At 61.0% G+C, this 19873-nt stretch carries 13 protein-coding genes; 11 read left to right on the forward strand and 2 right to left on the reverse strand.

Annotation, left to right across the window (positions count from 1 at the left end):
- Positions 1–437 precede the first annotated feature (437 nt).
- Positions 438–1814 carry an L-serine ammonia-lyase gene (locus tag ACZ0AZ_RS06680; protein ID WP_463537112.1) on the reverse strand — a complete coding sequence of 459 codons (1377 nt, stop codon included), beginning with the start codon at positions 1812–1814 and terminating at the stop codon, positions 438–440.
- A 435-nt stretch (positions 1815–2249) separates the two neighbouring features.
- Between ACZ0AZ_RS06680 and ACZ0AZ_RS06685 the strand changes: the two genes are divergently transcribed.
- From ACZ0AZ_RS06685 to choV, 3 genes are all read left to right on the forward strand, one after another.
- On the forward strand, positions 2250–3197 hold the full coding sequence (locus tag ACZ0AZ_RS06685; protein WP_016772806.1) for a choline ABC transporter substrate-binding protein: 948 nt from the start codon (positions 2250–2252) through the stop codon (positions 3195–3197).
- A 77-nt stretch (positions 3198–3274) separates the two neighbouring features.
- Positions 3275–4120, forward strand: coding sequence for a choline ABC transporter permease subunit (gene choW, locus ACZ0AZ_RS06690; protein ID WP_016772805.1), 846 nt, complete (start codon positions 3275–3277; stop codon positions 4118–4120).
- Positions 4117–5295, forward strand: a complete 1179-nt coding sequence (gene choV / locus ACZ0AZ_RS06695; protein ID WP_034153601.1) for a choline ABC transporter ATP-binding protein — start codon at positions 4117–4119, stop codon at positions 5293–5295. Before choW ends, choV begins: the two co-directional genes overlap by 4 nt.
- Positions 5296–5547: 252 nt before the next feature.
- On the opposite strand, the gene ACZ0AZ_RS06700 is transcribed toward choV, so the two are convergent.
- The gene (locus ACZ0AZ_RS06700) at positions 5548–7488 is read right to left on the reverse strand and encodes a BCCT family transporter (RefSeq protein WP_223259140.1); all 1941 of its coding nucleotides are present in this window, start codon (positions 7486–7488) and stop codon (positions 5548–5550) included.
- 486 nt (positions 7489–7974) lie between these two features.
- Here ACZ0AZ_RS06700 and betI point away from each other — a divergent pair, with 486 nt between their 5' ends.
- The 8 genes from betI (at position 7975) to ACZ0AZ_RS06740 (ending at position 19632) form a co-directional block, all read left to right on the forward strand.
- A complete protein-coding gene (gene betI / locus ACZ0AZ_RS06705; protein ID WP_008085771.1) occupies positions 7975–8568 on the forward strand; it encodes a transcriptional regulator BetI in 594 nt (197 codons plus the stop codon).
- A gap of 88 nt (positions 8569–8656) precedes the next feature.
- Positions 8657–10129, forward strand: coding sequence for a betaine-aldehyde dehydrogenase (betB, locus tag ACZ0AZ_RS06710; protein ID WP_463537114.1), 1473 nt, complete (start codon positions 8657–8659; stop codon positions 10127–10129).
- A 148-nt stretch (positions 10130–10277) separates the two neighbouring features.
- Positions 10278–11981, forward strand: coding sequence for a choline dehydrogenase (gene betA, locus ACZ0AZ_RS06715; protein ID WP_122612391.1), 1704 nt, complete (start codon positions 10278–10280; stop codon positions 11979–11981).
- A 279-nt stretch (positions 11982–12260) separates the two neighbouring features.
- A complete protein-coding gene (locus tag ACZ0AZ_RS06720; RefSeq protein WP_310403497.1) occupies positions 12261–13703 on the forward strand; it encodes a TldD/PmbA family protein in 1443 nt (480 codons plus the stop codon).
- Positions 13703–15040 (forward strand): TldD/PmbA family protein, encoded by a 1338-nt coding sequence (locus ACZ0AZ_RS06725; protein WP_463537115.1) that lies wholly within the window; start codon positions 13703–13705, stop codon positions 15038–15040. Before ACZ0AZ_RS06720 ends, ACZ0AZ_RS06725 begins: the two co-directional genes overlap by 1 nt.
- Positions 15041–15228: 188 nt before the next feature.
- The gene (mdtD, locus tag ACZ0AZ_RS06730; protein ID WP_415761194.1) at positions 15229–16656 is read left to right on the forward strand and encodes a multidrug transporter subunit MdtD; all 1428 of its coding nucleotides are present in this window, start codon (positions 15229–15231) and stop codon (positions 16654–16656) included.
- 306 nt (positions 16657–16962) lie between these two features.
- Positions 16963–18300: an ATP-dependent RNA helicase DbpA gene (gene dbpA, locus ACZ0AZ_RS06735; protein ID WP_463538764.1), complete on the forward strand. Its 1338-nt coding sequence runs from the start codon at positions 16963–16965 to the stop codon at positions 18298–18300.
- A 153-nt stretch (positions 18301–18453) separates the two neighbouring features.
- The gene (locus ACZ0AZ_RS06740) at positions 18454–19632 is read left to right on the forward strand and encodes a BaiN/RdsA family NAD(P)/FAD-dependent oxidoreductase (RefSeq protein ID WP_463537116.1); all 1179 of its coding nucleotides are present in this window, start codon (positions 18454–18456) and stop codon (positions 19630–19632) included.
- Positions 19633–19873: the final 241 nt, after the last annotated feature.

A 19873-nucleotide genomic window follows, 5' to 3' on the forward strand; every position in this document is an offset into this window, starting at 1 on the left:
GCGTCTATACGAGACCTCGGAACACGCCATTTCGAAGTGCCATCAGGCGCCGCCAGAGCCCTGCCGCGCAGCCTGTGAGCAGATCGGTAGCACTTGTGGGAACTGGCCTGCAGAGGATTTGCACAGAGTGTCACCGCAAGCACGGACGACGGACGGTCAGGTAACGACTGACGAGTCACGACTGATAGTGACGCTTGTCTGATTGCGACGCGCCAAAAGGTGGCGTGGCTGGATCGGGGTGTTCTTTTGTCGAGCAGTTTTGACTGGTCTGGCACTCCACTCTGCCAGATCAACCTGTGGCGAGGGGATTTATCCCCGATCGGCTGCGCAGCAGTCGTAAATCCATTCACCAAAGTGTGTCAGGCAAAACTCGATTGCAGGATTTGGGACTGCTTCGCAGCCCAGCGGGGATAAATCCCCTCGCCACGGGTTCACGGTCAGCACTCAACCGCGCTGACCGCCAACCCACCGCGCGAAGTCTCTTTATATTTGTCATGCATATCCGCGCCGGTATCGCGCATGGTGCGGATCACCCGGTCCAGCGAGATGAAGTGCTGACCGTCGCCGCGCAGGGCCATTTGCGCCGCGTTGATCGCTTTCACTGCCGCAATCGCATTGCGCTCGATGCACGGCACTTGCACCAGCCCTCCGACCGGGTCGCAGGTCAGACCAAGGTTGTGCTCCAGGCCGATTTCCGCCGCGTTGCACAATTGCTCGGGCGTGGCGCCAAGAATCTCCGCCAGCCCCGCCGCTGCCATCGCGCAGGCCGAACCGACCTCGCCCTGACAACCGACCTCGGCGCCAGAGATCGAAGCGTTCTTCTTGCACAAAATGCCGACCGCCGCCGCGGCGAGGAAATAGTCGACGACGTTGGCGTCGGTGACCGCCTCGCTGAACTTCATGAAATAGTGCAGCACCGCCGGGATGATCCCCGCCGCGCCGTTGGTCGGCGCGGTAACCATGCGCCCGCCGGCGGCGTTCTCTTCATTGACGGCCAGGGCGAACAAATTGACCCACTCCATCGCGCTCAACGTCGAGCCAATGACATTGGGTTTATTCAACTCTTGCAGGCTGCGGTGCAACTTCGCCGCGCGCCGGCGCACATTCAAGCCGCCGGGCAGAATGCCTTCGTGCTTGAGGCCCTGCTCGACGCAATCCTGCATCGCCCGCCACAGCTTCATCAGGCCGGCGCGGATTTCTTCTTCGCTGCGCCAGACCTTTTCGTTGGCCATCATCAGTTCAGCGACGCGCAGGTTGTGCGTTTGGCACAACTGCAGCAACTCGACCGCGCTTGAAAAATCGTAAGGCAATTCGGTGCGATCCAGATCGACTACGCGGCTGCTGGCCTGCGCCTCATCAACGACGAAGCCGCCGCCAACCGAATAGTAGGTGTCACGGTGCAACTCACCGAACTCGCCTTCGGCCACCAGCGTCATGGCGTTGGGATGGAATGGCAGGTTTTCATCGATCAGGCGCATGTCCCGCGCCCACACAAACGGCACCGACAGGCGACCGTCCAATAACAACGTATGGGTTTCCCGCAGCGCCTGAATGCGCGGGCCGATCTGCGCCGGGTCGATTGCGTCCGGCCACTCGCCCATCAGGCCCATGATCACTGCGTTGTCGCTGCCGTGACCGATGCCGGTGGCGGAAAGCGATCCGAACAACTGCACCTCGATGCGCCGCACCTGTTCCAGCTGATGCTTGCCGCGCAGCGACTCGACGAACAATGCGGCGGCGCGCATCGGCCCGACGGTGTGGGAACTGGAAGGGCCGATGCCGATTTTGAACAGGTCGAAAACGCTGATAGCCATTGCTGCGAAGCTCCTGAGAATACCGGTCCGGGCGGCAAAAGCGCCCGCTGGCGGAGCTGCTACGCTCAAGCTGCGATCCGCCGAATGCCGGCATCATCGGGCTTTTGTCGGCGCGCTCGGCGTCTGACACCGACGCAGTCATGTCCAGCAGCGTCGTTACGTTTTCGCCCCGCAAATACGCCGTTTTTATGCCGTTGAGCAGGTCATCGGGGGCGGAAAAAAGCTGTAAGCGACGTCACCGACACTGGAAGCGACCATCCCTGTACTGGATACGACCCTCCCTGTAGGCGTCAGATTTTCACTGGTACATGATCGGGATGACTCGATTGCAAGGCGCTGCGGTAGAGCTGTCGTCAGAACGCCACCAACCGCAACCCATAAGTGCGGTGGTCCACAGTCGGAACACTGCCAAAAAAAACACCAAGGAGTCCATCCATGAAAGGTTCCCCGTCGTTGTTGTTGGCCGCCCTGCTGAGTCTGCCGTTACTGGCGCAAGCCGCAGAACCGGCACAGTGCAGCCTCGTTAACTTCTCCGATGTCGGCTGGACCGACATCACCGCCACCACCGCCACCACTTCTGTTGTTCTCAACGCCCTCGGCTACAAAACCAAAACCACCATGATCTCCGTGCCCGTGACCTACAAGTCGCTGGCCGACGGCAAGAACATGGACGTGTTTCTCGGTAACTGGATGCCGACCATGGAGAACGACATCAAGCCGTATCGCGATGCCGGCACCGTCGACACCGTGCGCACCAACCTCAAGGGCGCCAAGTACACCCTCGCCGTGCCGCAAGCCCTGTACGACAAAGGCCTGCATGACTTCGCCGACATCGCCAAATTCAAGAAAGAGCTCGACGGCAAGATCTACGGCATCGAGCCGGGCAACGACGGCAACCGGCTGATCCAGAGCATGATCGACAAGGACGCCTTCGGCCTGAAGACCGCAGGCTTCAAGATCGTCGAATCTTCCGAGGCCGGCATGCTCTCGCAAGTCGACCGGGCGCAGAAGCGCGACACCGCCGTGGTCTTCCTCGGCTGGGCACCGCATCCGATGAACAAGCGCTTCAAGATTCAATACCTGACCGGCGGCGACGACTTCTTCGGCCCCGATTTCGGCGCAGCCACCGTGGCGACCAACACCCGCAAGGGTTACGCCGAAGAATGCAGCAACGTCGGTCAGCTGTTGAAAAACCTGGAGTTCACCGTCGACATGGAAAGTGAACTGATGGGCAACATCCTCGACGACAAGATGAAGCCTGACGCGGCCGCCAAGGCCTGGCTGAAAAAGAATCCACAGGTGCTCGATACCTGGCTCGCTGGCGTGACCACCATTGACGGTAAACCAGGCCTGGAGGCCGTGAAAGCCAAGCTCGCGCCTTGATTTGAAAGGCACCGCTTATGCCGGGCAGGCGTGCCTGCCCGGGCTGTTAATTTCCTTGCATGCGGACGTTCACTACCATGCTGATTGATCAGAAAATACCTTTAGGCCAGTACATCGCGGGCTTCGTCGAATGGTTGACGCAACACGGCGCCAACACCTTCGACGCAATCGCCGTGACACTGGAAACGATGATCCACGGCGTGACGTTTGCGCTGACCTGGTTCAACCCACTGGTGCTGATTGGCCTGATTGCCATCATTGCCCATCTGATTCAACGCAAGTGGGGCCTGACCGCGTTCGTGGTCGCCTCGTTCCTGCTGATCCTCAACCTGGGGTACTGGCAGGAAACCATGGAAACCCTCGCCCAGGTGTTGTTCGCCACCCTGGTCTGCGTGTTGATCGGCGTGCCGCTGGGCATCGTCGCCGCGCACAAACCGATGTTCTACACCATGATGCGGCCGGTGCTCGATCTGATGCAGACCGTACCGACCTTCGTTTACCTCATTCCTACCCTGACCCTCTTCGGGCTGGGTGTGGTTCCGGGCCTGATCTCCACGGTGGTGTTCGCCATCGCGGCGCCGATCCGCCTGACCTACCTGGGCATCCGCGATGTCCCGCAAGAACTGATGGACGCCGGCAAGGCCTTCGGCTGCTCGCGTCGCCAATTGCTCTCAAGGATCGAACTGCCGCACGCCATGCCGAGCATCGCGGCCGGCATCACCCAGTGCATCATGCTGTCGCTGTCGATGGTGGTGATCGCGGCACTGGTCGGCGCTGACGGACTCGGCAAACCGGTGGTCAACGCACTGAACACTGCTGATATTGCGCTGGGCTTCGAAGCAGGCCTGGCAATCGTACTGCTGGCGATCATGCTCGACCGTATCTGCAAACAACCCGACGCTAAAGTAGGGGGTGACGCATGAGCATAATTCGCTTCGAAGACGTTGACGTAATCTTCTCCAAAGACCCGCGCGAGGCGCTCAAGCTGCTCGATCAGGGCATGACCCGCAACGAGATCCTCAAGAAGACCGGGCAGATCGTCGGTGTGGAAAAAGCCACGCTGGACATCAACAAGGGCGAGATCTGCGTGCTGATGGGCCTGTCCGGATCAGGCAAGTCGAGCCTGCTGCGCTGCATCAACGGCCTCAACACCGTGAGCCGCGGCAAGCTGTTCGTCGAGCATGAAAACCGCCAGATCGACATCGCCTCGTGCACTCCGGCCGAGCTGAAAATGATGCGCACCAAGCGCATTGCCATGGTGTTTCAGAAGTTCGCTCTGATGCCGTGGCTGACGGTGCGCGAGAACATCAGTTTCGGTCTGGAAATGCAGGGCCGACCGGAGAAGGAACGCAAGAAACTGGTCGACGAGAAACTCGAACTGGTGGGCCTGACCCAGTGGCGCAACAAGAAGCCTGATGAGCTCTCTGGCGGCATGCAGCAACGCGTCGGCCTCGCCCGTGCGCTGGCGATGGACGCCGATATTCTGCTGATGGACGAACCGTTCTCGGCCCTCGACCCGCTGATCCGCCAAGGCCTGCAGGATGAACTTCTGGAGCTGCAACGCAAGCTGAGCAAGACCATCGTGTTCGTCAGCCACGACCTCGATGAAGCACTCAAACTCGGCAGCCGCATCGCGATCATGAAGGACGGTCGGATCATCCAGTACAGCGTGCCGGAAGAAATCGTCCTCAACCCGGCGGACGACTATGTGCGTACCTTCGTCGCCCACACCAATCCGCTCAACGTGCTCTGCGGCCGCAGCCTGATGCGCACGCTGGACAAGTGCAAACGCATCAACGGTTCGGTGTGCCTCGATCCGGGCGGCGACTCGTGGCTGGACCTGGCCGAAGGCAACACCATCAAAGGCGCACGACAGAACGGTTCAGTGCTGAACCTGCAGAACTGGGCCCCGGGGCAAGCGGTGGAAGGCCTGGAGCGCAAGCCAACGCTGGTGGACTCGAACATCGGCATGCGTGACGCGCTGCAGATCCGTTATCAGACCGGCAACAAGCTGGTGCTGCACGATGACAATCATGTGGTGGGGATTCTGGGCGACAGCGAGTTGTATCACGCGTTGCTGGGCAAGAATCTGGGGTAAATCCGCAGACACAAAAACGCCGCGAGACGATCGCGGCGTTTTTATTCATACAGATATTGAACTGCAAATAGAGAACCTGTGGCGAGGGGATTTATCCCCGATGGGGCGCGAAGCGGCCCCAAGTCGTCAATCGCGGTAATTGAGTAAAACCGCGTTTGACGGTTTCAGGGCTGCTTCGCAGCCCAACGGGGATAAATCCCCTCGCCACAATGGTTCAGCGGTGCAGCTGACTGCACCGCTGAATCTCAAGGTTTAGCTATACACCCGGCCAAGGAGCTGCCGATGGCTTTCAAACTGATCGAGCACATCCCGGGTAATCTGCTCCGGCGTAAAGCCCATCAAGTCATAATCCTGACTGCCATTGTGCAGATACACCTCAGCGCGGTAATAACGCTGACGCGCTTCATCCGATTGCGCCGACTCGGTCGGGGTCGCCAGATAACCATCCAGGCTCACTTCGTAAACGAAAGGGTTGCCCTCTTCCATCTCGACCCTCACGCCCATGCAACGCTTGGCCTTGCCCAGCAGCGTCTGCACTTCAATGCCCTGATTGCGCAATTGCGCCGCTGCATCTTCCAGCGCCGGTGTGACGTGTTTGTCCATGAAGCGCTGCACCACCGATTGGCTCGGCTGCAGATCCAGTTGCGTCAAGCGCTCGCTGAAACCACGGCGTCCGCGCTCGGCCAGTTGCGCTTGCTCCTGTTCGATCTGCACGTCTTGGCGCATCGCCTTGTGCAGGCCGAACATGAAGCAGATCAGCACCACCGAGAACGGCAGGCCGGCCAGCACGACCATGGTCTGCATGGCTTCGAAGTTGCCGGCGAACAGCAGGCCGATGGTCACCAGGGTGATCACCACCGACCAGAAGATCCGCAGCCAGTGCGGCGCGTCTTCATCGACGTTGCCGCCCTTGCAGGAAAGATTCGCCATCATCACCGCGCCGGAGTCGGCCGGGGTCAGGAACAGCACGAAGCCGACAAAGATCGACACCCCGATGACGACTTTCGACGCCGGGTAATGCTCAAGCAACTGATAGATCGCCATCGACGGCTGCTCCAGCGCTGTCTTGCCCAGCTCCACCGCGCCCTGGTTCATCACCAGATCCAGCGCCGAGTTGCCGAAGATCGACAGCCACGCCAGAGTGAAGCCCAGCGGAATCAGCAGCACGCCGGCGACCAGCTCACGCACGCTGCGGCCACGGGAAATCCGCGCGATGAACATGCCCACGAATGGCGCCCAGGAAATCCACCACGCCCAGTAGAACAGAGTCCACAGGCCCAGCCAGCGATCGGACTTGGCGCTGTCGCCTTCATAGACGTACAGGTCGAAAGTCTTCAGTACCACGCCGTTGAGGTAGTCACCAATGTTTTGCACAAAGCCGTTGAGCAGGTGCAGCGTCGGGCCGAACAGCAGGACGAAAATCAGCAGGCCGCTGAACAGCACGATGTTCAGGTTGGACAGACGACGGATGCCGTTTTCCACACCCGACACGGCAGCGATGGTCGCCACGGTGCTCATGACGATGATTACGATCAGCAGGTTGGTGTTGCTGTGCTCCATGCCGAACAGGTTTTCCAGCCCGGATGACACTTGCAGCGAGCCGATCCCCAGGTTGGTCACCAGACCCAGCAGGGTCACGAACATGCCGAAGCCGTCTACCGCGTGCCCGGCCGCGCCTTTGACCCAACGCTCGCCGACCAGTGGATACAGCGCCGAACGCAGCGCCAGTGGCTGGTTATGCCGATAGGCAAAATACGCCACGGCCAGACCGACCAAAGCGTAAATCGCCCAGCCGTGCAGGCCCCAGTGCAGGAAAGTCAGTTGCACCGCCTGCCGCGCCGCCAGATTGCTGGCCGACGTGCCTTCCGGCGGATTGAAGTAGTGATCCAGCGGCTCGGACGCGCCGAAGTACAACAGCGAAATGCCGATGCCCGACGAGAACAGCATCCCCGCCCAGGCGCCATAACTGAAATCCGGGGTGTCGTCCTTGCTGCCCAGTTTGAGTTTGCCGTACGAGGAAAACGCCAGACCGACCACGAACACCAGGTAGGCGGCGATCACTACCATGTAGTACCAGCCGAAGCTGCGCGACAGCCAGGCCTGGGCCATGCCCAACATTCTGCCGGCCTCTTGCGGGGCGATGATCAGAATGGCGGTCAACAACAGAATCAGCGCGGTCGAGGTGTAGAACACCCAACCGTTGACCGTCACCTTCTCGGGCGGGGTCTTTATTAGCGAGGCAGAACTCATGGCACAAATGCTCCAGGCAGTGCGAGAGAAGAACACAAGGCATCACGGAACCCGACCAATCGGTTAGTTGGCAGCCGACCGGCGGGTGATATAAAGACACTCCGAAAAAAGCCCGAACCTGCCGAAATGGCGTTGCGTATTCGCTTTCGTGGCCAGAGGCGACGGACGTTCATCCGAAACCTGGCCCCGAGCGTCTTGCCCTTTCAACACGTCCTTCGAGTCGCGAACCGCGCCATGCCCCACGCAGGTTTCGAGCCGTTTCAGGTGTCGGTTTTTATCGTCATCACGCGTAGGAATTTTCTGTAGGCAGCGACGAATTGTCGCAGATCTTATTCTTTGTTGATTGAACGTTCAATCAAAACAAAATAGACTGGCCCTCAATCCGATCGGCGTCATTCGCCCCTCGGAAGGCCTAAGGAGATGTGCAAGATGCCCAAGGTCGGTATGCAACCCATCCGCCGCCAACAATTGATCGAAGCCACTTTGCAAGCGGTCGATCAGGTCGGAATGGGGGACGCCAGCATTGCGCTGATCGCCCGTTTGGCCGGTGTCTCGAATGGCATCATCAGTCATTACTTTCAGGACAAGAACGGCCTGATCGCCGCCACGATGCGGTACCTGATGACCGCCCTCAGCGAGAGCGTCACCGCGCGCCGTCAGGCGCTGGCAGATGACAGCCCACGGGCGCATCTGCAGGTGATCATCGAAGGCAACTTCGACGCCAGCCAGGTCAATGGCCCGGCAATGAAAACCTGGCTGGCCTTCTGGGCCACCAGCATGCACCAGCCGTCTTTGCACAGGTTGCAGCGGATCAACGATCACCGTCTGTATTCCAACCTGTGCTGCCAGTTCCGCCGTGTGCTGCCGCTCGAAGATGCGCGCAGCGCCGCCCGGGGTCTGGCAGCGTTGATTGACGGCTTGTGGTTGCGCGGCGCGCTGTCGGGAGACGCTTTCGACACAGCGCAGGCGCAACAGATCGCTTACGAATACATGGATTTCCAATTGGCCAAGAAGGTGAGCTAGAGCACACAGAAAATGCTCGGCCCCTGAACTCCACCGCAGCGTCATCGCGGTGGTCAACGCCAACCACCAATGCACTTGCGAGGACACTATGGCCCGTTTCGAACTGCAAAAACTCTACATCGATGGCGCGTACACCGACGCCGGCAGCGACGCCACCTTCGAAGCCATCAACCCGGCGAACGGTGAAGTCCTCGCACTGGTGCAACGTGCGACCAAAGACGACGTCGAGCGCGCCGTGGCCAGCGCCGAAAAGGGCCAGAAGATCTGGGCTGCAATGACCGCCATGGAGCGTTCGCGCATCCTGCGTCGCGCCGTCGACATCCTGCGCGAGCGCAACGATGAGCTGGCCGCGCTGGAAACCCTGGACACCGGCAAATCCTTCTCCGAAACCAAGTACGTCGACATCGTGACCGGCGCTGACGTGCTGGAATACTACGCAGGCCTGGTGCCTGCGATCGAAGGCGAGCAGATCCCGCTGCGTGACACCTCGTTCGTTTACACCCGTCGCGAACCGCTGGGCGTGGTCGCCGGTATCGGCGCGTGGAACTACCCGATCCAGATCGCGCTGTGGAAATCCGCTCCAGCCCTGGCGGCCGGTAACGCGATGATCTTCAAGCCAAGCGAAGTCACCTCGCTGACCACCCTGAAACTGGCTGAGATCTACACCGAAGCCGGCGTACCGAACGGCGTATTTAACGTGCTGACCGGCAGCGGCCGCGAAGTCGGCACCTGGCTGACCGAGCACCCGCGCATCGAAAAAATCTCTTTCACTGGCGGCACCGACACCGGCAAGAAAGTCATGGCCAGCGCTTCGGCTTCGTCGCTCAAAGACGTGACCATGGAACTGGGCGGCAAGTCGCCGTTGATCATCTGCGACGACGCCGACCTGGATCGCGCCGCCGACACCGCGATGATGGCCAACTTCTACAGCTCCGGTCAGGTCTGCACCAACGGCACCCGCGTGTTCGTTCCGGCGCACCTGAAAGCCGCGTTCGAAGCCAAGATCGTTGAGCGCGTTGCGCGCATCCGCGTCGGCAACCCGGAAGACGAAAACACCAACTTCGGTCCGCTGGTCAGCTTCGCCCACATGGAAAGCGTGCTGGCCTATATCGAAAAAGGTAAGGAACAAGGCGCACGCGTGCTGTGCGGCGGCGGTCGTCTGACCGACGGCGAATTCGCCAAAGGCGCGTTCGTTGCGCCGACCGTGTTCACCGACTGCACCGATGACATGACCATCGTCCGCGAAGAAATCTTCGGCCCGGTCATGGCGATCCTTTCCTACGAAACCGAAGAAGAAGTGATCCGCCGCGCCAACGACACCGACTTCGGCCTGGCCGCCGGTATCGTCACCAAAGACCTGAACCGCGCGCACCGCGTGATCCATCAACTGGAAGCCGGTATCTGCTGGATCAACGCCTGGGGCGAGTCCGACGCAAAAATGCCGGTCGGCGGCTACAAGCAGTCGGGCGTGGGCCGTGAGAACGGGATCAGCTCGCTGAACAACTTCACCCGCATCAAATCGGTACAGGTCGAGCTGGGCGATTACGTCTCGGTGTTCTGATCAGCTAGCTGATCAGCTGCAAGCGGCAAGTTTCAAGCTGCAAGTAAAAGCAGTTTGGGCTTGCCGGCCTCCCCGATTTCGAAGCCACAGCTCGCTGCTTTTTCTTGCAGCTTGAAGCTAGTGGCTTGTAGCTCCCGCAGGAGAATTTATGACTCAAGAATACGACTACATCATCATCGGCGCCGGTTCTGCAGGTAACACACTTGCGACCCGTCTGACTGAAGACGAAGGCGTCACCGTTCTGCTGCTCGAAGCGGGCGGCCCGGATTACCGCCTCGACTTCCGCACCCAGATGCCCGCCGCACTGGCGTTCCCGCTGCAGGGGCGTCGCTACAACTGGGCCTACGAAACCGATCCGGAGCCACACATGGACGGCCGCCGGATGGAATGCGGTCGCGGCAAGGGCCTTGGCGGCTCTTCGCTGATCAACGGCATGTGCTACATCCGTGGCAACGCCATGGACTACGACGGCTGGGCGAAACTGCCGGGCCTGGAAGACTGGTCGTACCTCGATTGCCTGCCGTACTTCCGCAAAGCCGAAACCCGTGACATCGGCCCGAACGACTACCACGGTGGCGACGGCCCGGTCAGCGTGACCACGCCGAAAGCCGGCAACAACCCGCTTTTCCACGCCATGGTTGAAGCCGGCGTCCAGGCCGGTTACCCGCGCACCGAAGACCTCAACGGTTATCAGCAGGAAGGCTTCGGCCCGATGGACCGCACCGTGACGCCGAACGGCCGTCGTGCTTCCACCGCCCGTGGCTACCTCGACATCGCCAAGAAGCGTTCGACCCTGACCATCGTCACTCACGCCCTGACCGACAAGATTCTGTTTGAAGGCAAGCGTGCGGTCGGCGTGCGTTACCTGATTGGTGACGCTGAAGAACGTGTGGAAGCCAAGGCGCGCAAGGAGGTCCTGCTGTGCTCCGGTGCCATCGCGTCGCCGCAGATTCTGCAGCGCTCCGGTGTCGGCCCGGCGAAACTGCTGGAAAGCCTCGACATCCCGGTGGTTCACGACCTGCCTGGCGTCGGTGAAAATCTGCAGGATCACCTCGAGCTGTACCTGCAATACGCCTGCACCCAACCGGTCTCGCTGTACCCGTCGCTGCTCTGGTACAACCAGCCGGCCATCGGTGCCGAGTGGCTGTTCAACGGCACCGGCATCGGCGCCAGCAACCAGTTCGAGGCCGGCGGTTTCATCCGTTCGCGTCCGGAATTCGAATGGCCGAACATCCAGTACCACTTCCTGCCAGTGGCGATTAACTACAACGGCAGCAACGGCGTGAAAGAGCACGGTTTCCAGGCGCACATGGGCTCCATGCGTTCGCCGAGCCGTGGCCGCATCCAGGTCAAATCCAAGGACCCGCGCCAGCACCCGAGCATCCTGTTCAACTACATGGCCACTGAGCAGGACTGGCAGGAATTCCGCGACGGCATCCGCCTGACCCGCGAAATCATGCAGCAGCCGGCACTGGACGCATTCCGTGGCCGGGAGATCAGCCCGGGCATCGACGTGCAAACCGATGAGCAACTGGACAAGTTCATCCGCGAGCACGCCGAAACCGCGTTCCACCCGTCCTGCTCGTGCAAGATGGGCACCGACGAGATGGCCGTGGTCGATGGCGAGGGTCGTGTGCACGGCATGCAGAGCCTGCGCGTGGTTGATGCTTCGATCATGCCGATCATCACCACCGGCAACCTCAACGCGCCGACGATCATGATGGCCGAGAAAATCGCCGACAAGATCCGCGGCCGCAAGCCGCTGCCGCGCAGCAATGCCGCTTACTACGTGGCCAATGGTGCACCGGTCAAAGGCAAGCCGATGCGTGATATCACCCCCGTTACCCAGTAAGACATGACACCGCGTCACGGCTAATCGCTGGCAAGCCAGCTCCCACAGGGCTTTGCGTCGTTCACACATATTGTGTTCAGCAAAAAACCTGTGGGAGCCTGGCTTGCCAGCGATGAGGCCCTCACAACCAGCACAAATTCCTCTGCTGCACAGTAAATCCCCCTACACCCCCTCTTCACTTGATCCTACCCCCACGCAGGCCTACTCTAGACCTCGCGCAATCGTTTCATCCCTCCCCGCTGTCGCCATGCCGCTACTCCATTACAAGGAGGTTCCCGAATGTTCGATTTCCACCCCCAGCTCAAGCAGCGCTTCGCTGCCTTGCGCACGGGCGCTGAATTTTTTTCCCTGCGGTATGTGCGTGAGTCCGGGCAGTTTCTGTCGGTGCGCAAGAACGTCGCCGAACCGCCGAGCCTGAGCCGCGATGAAGGGGCGATGCTTACCGTGCGCGTCAATGGCGTCGAAGCCTACGCGGCGACCAATGACCTCTCGCAACAAGGCCTGCAAGCCGCCCTCGAACGCGCCGAGCAACAGGCCCGCCGGCTCAAGCCGCACGCCTTGCTCGATCTGCGCGAGCAGCCGCTTTCCAGCGACCGCGCGGATTATTTTTCGCCTAACCTCGAACAGCCCTTCCCGTCCCTGAGCGAATGCTTCGATCTGCTTGGTGCGGAATCCGCCTCGGTGCCCAAGGATGAGCGCCTGGTCAATTGGCAGGTGAGCATCGGTATCACCCATGTCGAGCAGATCTACCTGAGCAGCGCCGGCGCCGAATTGCGTCAGGCCCAGCGCTTCGTTTATCCAAGCCTCGACGTCACCGCTTACGACGGCAACGACAGCCAGACCCGCAGCCTCGGTCGCGAGAACTTCGGCCAACAGGGTGGCGCCGATGTCATCAGCCGCTGCGGCCTGGTCGGTGCCGGTCCGCAAGTCGCCGATCAGGCCCTGCAACTGCTGCTCGCGCCGAACACGCCGCAAGGCCCGCGCGACCTGCTGCTGATGCCCGATCAGATGATGTTGCAGATCCACGAATCCATCGGTCACCCGCTGGAGCTCGACCGCATCCTCGGCGATGAGCGCAATTACGCCGGCACCAGTTTCGTCAAGACCAGCGATTTCGGCAGCCTGCAATACGGCTCGAACCTGCTCAACGTAACCTTCGATCCGGGCATCCCGGAAGAACTCGCCAGCTACGGCCATGACGATGACGGCACTGCGGCGAGCAAACAATTCCTGATTCGCGACGGCCTGCTGCTGCGGCCACTGGGTGGGGCGCTGTCGCAATACCGCGCCGGCCTCGATGGCGTTGCCAACAGCCGCGCCTGCGGCTGGAACCGCCCGCCGATCGACCGCATGGCCAACCTCAATATCGAGCCGGGCGATCAGACGCTGGAGCAGATGATCGGTGGTATCGAGCATGGCATTCTGATGAGCACCAACCGCTCGTGGTCGATCGACGATGCGCGCAACAAATTCCAGTTCGGCTGCGAATGGGCCCAGTTGATCGAGAACGGTGAACTTAAAGGCGTGGTGAAAAATCCCAACTACCGGGCCATTTCCGCGCACTTCTGGAAGAGCCTGCGCGCCGTCGGCGATGCCAACACCGTCAAGGTGCTGGGCACGCCGAACTGCGGCAAGGGCGAACCGAACCAGGTGATTCGCGTCGGCCACGCTTCGCCGGCCTGCGTATTCAGCAACATTGATGTGTTTGGGGGAGACGCCTGATGAGCATTTCGAAGCGTCAGTCCGACGCCTTCAAGGTCATGGTCAACTGGCTGCGCGACAGCGTGCGCGAGCCGGAACAGTTCACGCTCAGCTACGCCGCCGAAGCCTCGGCGTTCGTGCGCTTCAATCACGCCAAGGTGCGCCAGGCCGGGCAAGTACAGCAGGCCAACGTCGGCCTGAAACTGATCGACGACGGTCGCCACGCCGACCTGCAGATCACCTTGTCCGGGGATCAGGAAGCCGATCTGCAACGCCTCGCGGAGGGCCTGCAGCAATTGCGCGAAACCCTGCCGCTGCTGCCGCAGGATCCGTACCTGCTGCTCAATCACAACAGCTGGCAGAGCACGCACGTACAAGCGCATCCGCTGCCGGACACCGAAGATGTCGTCGGGCAAATCTGCGCTGCCGCTGAAGGTCTCGATCTGGTCGGCTTCTATGCTGCCGGCCCGATCAGCCGCGGTTTCGCCAGTTCCGCCGGCGCGTTCGGCTGGCATGAAGCCAACAGCTTCAATTTCGACTTCAGCCTGTTCCACGAAAACGGCGAAGCGGTGAAGGCCAGCTACGCCGGGCACGACTGGAGCGACGAGGGCTTCGCCCGGCGTTTCGCCCAGGCCCGCGAACAGCTGGAGTTTCTCGGTCGACCGTTACGCACTCTGGCGCCGGGTCAGTACCGCGCCTATCTGGCACCGGCGGCGCTGGAAGAAATCATGGGCATGCTCAGTTGGGGCGGTTTTTCGGCGCAATCGATCGCCAGCAAGAGCAGTCCGTTGCAGAAACTGTACGTCGGCGATCAGGCGTTCAGCCCGCTGGTGTCGCTGGATGAAAAAGTCAGCGAGTCCCTGAGCCCGGCGTTTTCCGCCGAGGGTTATCCGCGCAGCGATCTGCGTCTGATCATCGAAGGCCGGGCCGGGGATCAGTTGGTCGGTTCGCGCAGCGCCGCCGAATATGGTCTGGCGGCGAACGGTGCGGGCGGCGGCGAGATGCCCAGCGCATTGAACATGGCCGCCGGTGATCTGTCGCAAGCAGAGATTCTCAAGCGGTTGGGCACCGGGCTGTACATCAGCAACCTGTGGTACCTGAACTACTCCGATCAACCGGCGGCGCGCATGACCGGCATGACCCGCTTCGCCACTTTCTGGGTCGAGAACGGCGAGATCCAGGCGCCGGTCAGCACCATGCGTTTCGACGACAGCGCCTACAACCTGCTCGGTTCGCAGTTGGAGGCGTTGACCACCGAACGCGAATTGCTGCTGTCGGCCAGTACCTACAGCCAGCGCAATACCTCGTCAGCGCTGTTGCCGGGAGCGCTGGTCAGCCGGTTGACCCTAACGCTGTAAAACAAAGCTCCCCGGCACACAGGGGATCAACTGTTGGAATAGAAACTGTGGCGAGGGGATTTATCCCCGATGGACTGCGCAGCAGTCCCGCTTTTTGGGGCCGCTGCGCGACCAGCGGGGATAAATCCCCTCGCCACAGGGTTTCATGTTTGAACAAAAATCTGTATTAACCACCCACAAGAGGTTCCATGCCCAACCGCCCGCCTCTCGACGCCATCACCGCACGCTGGTTGCCGTGGGTCGTCGCCATTGCGTTCTTCATGCAGTCCCTCGACGGGACCATCCTCAATACCGCGCTGCCGGCCATGGCCAGCGATCTGGCCGAAGACCCGTTGCGCATGCAGGGCGTAATCATCGCCTACATGCTCACCGTGGCCCTGCTGATCCCGGCCTCCGGCTGGATCGCCGACCGCTTCGGCACCAAGAAAATCTTCTTCGGCGCCATTCTGCTGTTCAGTTTCGGCTCGTTGCTCTGCGCGTTATCCAGCAGCCTGAGCATGCTCATCGGTGCGCGGGTGATTCAGGGCCTCGGCGGTGCGCTGATGCTGCCGGTCGGGCGGCTGGTGGTGCTGCGCGCCTACCCGCGCTCGGAACTGGTGCGGATCATGGGTTTCATCACCATTCCGGGTCTGCTCGGTCCACTGATCGGCCCGACCATGGGCGGCTGGATGGTGGAATACGTGACGTGGCACTGGATCTTCCTGATCAATCTGCCGGTCGGGGTGATCGGTTGTTATGCGGTGTGGAAATTCATTCCTGACCTGCGCGGTACGGAGCGCACGCGTTTCGACAGCCTCGGTTTTCTGCTGTTCGGCGCGGCGATGATCCTCATCACCATTGCCATGGAAGGCCTCGGCGAACTCCACCTGCCGCACTTGCGGGTGATGTTGCTGCTGTTCGCCGGCATGGCCTGTCTGGCGGCGTACTGGCTGCGCGCCGGGCATATCGACAATCCGTTGTTCGCGCCGTCGCTGTTCAAGACACGTACCTTCGCCGTCGGTATTCTCGGCAACCTGTTCGCACGCTTGGGCAGCGGCGCCCTGCCGTTTCTGGTGCCGTTGTTGCTGCAAGTGGCCTTGGGTTACTCCCCCTCGCAAGCCGGGATGAGCATGTTACCGCTGGCCGCTGCGGCGATGATCGCCAAGTGGGTCGCGCGGCCGCTGATCGAACGCCTCGGCTATCGCATCGTCCTCACCGGCAACACATTGGCGCTGGGGATCATGCTGGCGAGCATGGGCCTGGTCAGCGAGCAGACGCCGTACTGGCTGCTGCTGTGCCTGCTGGCGGTGCTCGGTGCGATCAACTCGCTGCAATTCACTGCAATGAATACGGTGACGCTGATCGACCTTGACGATGCCAGCGCCAGCAGCGGCAACAGTTTGCTGTCGGTGGTCGCGCAGTTGTCGCTGAGCCTCGGCGTGGCTTGCGCCGGTGCGCTGCTTGGGGGATTCACTGCGAAGGTCGGCAACGACGGCGTGGAAACCGTACTCGGTGCGTTCCAACTGACCTTCGTCACGGTCGGTGTGATGGCGATGCTGGCGGCGACGATTTTCTCCCAGCTGTCCAAGGAAGACGGCCGCCGCGCCAAGCGCCCGGAAGAGCACATCGAGCACTGATGTGTGGGGGAGAGCTCTGTGGCGAGGGGATTTATCCCCGTTGGGGCGCGTAGCGCCCCTCTGCTTCTGCTGTCGCCTCGGCCAGTCAGGCTGATCGCATTCATCTTTTTTGGGGGGCGCTACGCACCCCAGCGGGGATAAATCCCCTCGCCACAGGTAATCCCTGCCTCGGGTTCAATCGCTGTTCGTCCAGAACTGTCGAGGAAACGGGCACGGGGCTGCTACACTGCGCGACATTTTGTTTTGCAGGCCAGTCCCGTGACCACCATCGCCACCGCTTTTAATACTCTGCCGCTGTCCGCCGCCATGCTGGCTAACCTCGAATCACTCGGTTATTCCCAGATGACGCCGATCCAGGCGCAGAGCTTGCCGGTGATCCTCAAGGGGATGGACCTGATCGCCCAGGCCAAGACCGGCAGCGGCAAGACCGCCGCGTTCGGCATCGGCCTGCTCAACCCGATCAATCCGCGCTATTTCGGGTGCCAGGCGCTGGTGATCTGCCCGACCCGCGAGCTGGCCGACCAGGTGGCCAAGGAAGTCCGTCGTCTGGCCCGCGCTGAAGACAACATCAAGGTCCTGACCCTGTGCGGTGGCGTGTCATTCGGCCCGCAGATCGCTTCGCTGGAGCACGGCGCGCACATCATCGTCGGCACTCCGGGGCGCATTCAGCAGCACCTGCGCAAGGGTTCGCTGGTGCTCGACGGCCTGAACACGCTGGTCCTCGACGAAGCCGACCGCATGCTCGACATGGGTTTCTACGACGCCATCGAAGACATCATCATCAAGACCCCCGAGCGGCGCCAGACTCTGTTGTTCTCCGCGACCTACCCGGTGGGGATCAAGCAACTGGCCTCGAAATTCATGCGCGATCCGCAGACCGTCAAGGCTGAAGCCTTCCACGACGACACGCAGATCGAGCAGCGCTTCTACGAGATTTCCCCGGAAGAGCGCATGAGCGCGGTGACCAAAGTCCTGCACCACTTCCGTCCGGCGTCCTGCGTGGCGTTCTGCTTCACCAAGCAGCAGGTTCAGGAAACCGTCGATCACCTGACCGCCAAAGGCATTTCCGCCGTCGGCCTGCACGGCGATCTGGAACAGCGTGATCGTGATCAGGTACTGGCGATGTTCGCCAACCGCAGCACCTCGGTGCTGGTTGCCACCGACGTCGCCGCCCGTGGTCTGGACATCGATGCGCTGGACATGGTGATCAACGTCGAGCTGGCGCGCGATTCGGAAATCCACATCCACCGCGTCGGCCGTACCGGTCGCGCGGGCGAGAAAGGCATCGCCATCAGCCTGGTCGCGCCGTCCGAAGCGCATCGTGCGCAAGCCATCGAACAACTGCAGAAAGCGCCGCTGAACTGGGATCAGATCGACAACCTCAAGTCCCAGGGCCTGGCGCCGCTGCAACCGCCGATGACCACCCTGTGCATCGGCGCTGGCCGCAAAGACAAAGTGCGCCCGGGCGACATTCTTGGCGCACTGACCGGCGAAGCGGGCATTCCCGGTACGCAGGTTGGCAAGATCGCGATCTTCGATTTCCAGGCCTACGTCGCGGTTGAACGCACCGTGGCCATGCAGGCCTTGCAGCGCTTGAACGACGGCAAGATCAAGGGCCGCTCGTTGCGCGTACGTATTCTGTAAGCGATCTTCCATCGATAGGAGATCCCCTGTGGGAGCGAGCCTGCTCGCGAATGCAATCTGTCAGTCGACATCATTGTTGAATGACACAACGCTTTCGCGAGCAGGCTCGCTCCCACAGTTTGTTTTGTAGCGACCCACCAAGAGGACACCGTTTTGCGCTCTACCGAAGTCGTGATCATTGGCGCTGGCGCCGCCGGCTTGATGTGTGCCCTGACCGCCGCCGGGCGCGGGCGTCAGGTGTTGCTGCTCGACCACGCGAACAAGGCCGGCAAGAAAATCCTCATGTCCGGCGGTGGCCGCTGCAATTTCACCAACATGTACACCGAACCGAGCAATTTCCTCTCGCAGAACCCGCATTTCTGCAAATCCGCGCTGGCGCGTTACACCCAGTGGGATTTCATCGGTCTGGTCGGCAAACACGGCGTGCCGTACCACGAGAAGAAACTCGGCCAGCTGTTCTGCGATAACAAATCCAGCGACATCCTCGGCATGCTGCTCGATGAATGCGATCAGGCCGGCGTCGATCTGCGTCTGGACACCTCGATCCAGACCATTGAAAAAATCGACAGCGGTTATCTCCTCGACACCACACTTGGCCAGGTTCAGTGCCAGTCTCTGGTGATCGCCACCGGCGGCCTGTCGATCCCGACCCTGGGCGCCACCGGTTTCGGTTATCAGGTCGCCAGACAATTCGGCCATGAACTGCTGCCGACCCGCGCCGGGCTGGTGCCGTTCACCATTACCGACCAGCTCAAGGAGTTGTGCACAGAGCTGTCCGGCACCTCGGTGGATTGTCTGGTCAGCTGCAATGACCAGAGCTTTCGCGAAAACATCCTGTTCACCCATCGCGGCCTCAGTGGCCCGGCGATTCTGCAGATCTCTTCGTTCTGGGAGCCCGGTGATACAATGGAGATCAACCTGCTGCCGGATCACGACGCGGCGAGCTGGCTGCAAGAGCAAGTCGCCGAGCGCCCGAACAGTGAACTGAAGACTTTGCTTGGCGAGATTTTCACCAAGAAAATGGCCAACCTGCTGGCGGATAACTGGTTCGTTTCCAAACCAATGAAGCAGTACACCCACGCGGAACTGGCGGAGATCGCCGAGAAGCTTGGCAGCTGGAAGGTTGTACCGGCGGGGACTGAAGGCTATCGCACGGCTGAAGTGACCCTGGGTGGCGTCGATACCCGCGAGGTGTCGTCCAAGACCATGGAGTCGCTGAAAAGCCCGGGGCTGTACTTTATTGGTGAAGTGCTCGACGTCACCGGGCATCTGGGCGGCTTCAATTTCCAATGGGCCTGGGCCTCCGGTTACGCTGCCGCGCAATACGTCTGATCCCATTCTCTCGAATTTGAAATGCAATCTCTGTGGGAGCTGGCTTGCCAGCGATGAGGCCGGTACTTCCAACATCAATGTTGAATGTCAGACCGCCATCGCTGGCAAGCCAGCTCCCACAGGGATATGTACGCCATTTGAGATTTAGTTCGGCACAAGACCTCAAAGGAACACTTTTTGCTGTCAGATGTGCTCGGCGCCATTGCGTCGGCGTCATTACTGGCTCAATTTAGCGGCATCG

It is taken from the genome of Pseudomonas sp. AC239, assembly GCF_979258545.1.